1 protein-coding gene and 1 pseudogene are annotated in these 872 nt (G+C 70.3%); both read left to right on the top strand.

Translation table 11 applies throughout. The features are described 5' to 3' along the window. Positions 1-140 (top strand): annotated as a pseudogene (locus LPA54_RS33220) (adenylate kinase); the annotation flags it as partial. Positions 141-299: 159 nt separating this feature from the next. Then, a partial coding sequence (map, locus tag LPA54_RS33215; RefSeq protein WP_228984452.1) for a type I methionyl aminopeptidase occupies positions 300-872 on the top strand: 573 nt, incomplete at its 3' end.

Below are 872 nucleotides of genomic sequence, written 5' to 3'. Positions count from 1 at the left end.
GCCTGGAGGTCTACCACACGCAGACCGAGCCGATCATCGGCTACTACCGGGCCCAGGGCCTGGTGGTGACCATCTCCGCGACGGGTCCCGTCGACGAGGTCACCGGCCGGGCGCTGGAGGCGCTGAAGAGCGGCCAGTAGTCCGTCCCGCCGCCCGCACAGCCGCGGTTCCCCCCGAGGGACCGCGGCTGTGGCGTGGGCGGGGTCCGTGCCGCCGCCCGCGCGGCACCCGGGCGGCTCGCGCCCGTATCGTTGGAAGCGTTCGCACTCCTCCACTGGTCCAGAAAGGCCGTCGTCCCCATGGTGCAGATCAAGAGCCCTGAGCAGATCGCCAAGATGCGCGAGGCGGGGCTGGTCGTCGCCGCCATCCACGCGGCCACCCGTGAGGCCGCGGTGCCCGGGGCGTCCACCAAGGATCTGGACCAGGTCGCCCGCAAGGTGCTCGCCGAGCACGGCGCCAAGCCGAACTTCCTCGGCTACGGCGGCTTCCCCGCCACCATCTGCACCTCGGTGAACGAGGTCGTGGTCCACGGCATCCCGTCCGACGACGTGATCCTCAAGGACGGGGACATCATCTCCATCGACTGCGGCGCCATCATCGACGGCTGGCACGGCGACGCCGCCTACACCGCCTTCGTCGGCTCGGGTCACTCCCCGGAGCTGGTCGAGCTCTCCCGGGTCACCGAGGAGTCGATGTGGGCCGGCATCGCGGCCATGAAGCAGGGCAACCGGCTGGTCGACATCTCCCGCGCGATCGAGACGTACATCCGCCGCCAGCCGAAGCCCGGCGGCGGCAAGTACGGGATCATCGAGGACTACGGCGGCCACGGCATCGGCACAGAGATGCACATGGACCCGCACCTGCTGAACTAC

It is taken from the genome of Streptomyces sp. DH12 (assembly GCF_020873895.1).
Classification (GTDB): domain Bacteria; phylum Actinomycetota; class Actinomycetes; order Streptomycetales; family Streptomycetaceae; genus Streptomyces.
Note: the sequence above shows the minus strand (reverse complement) of the source record. Positions and strands in the feature narration are given on the sequence as shown.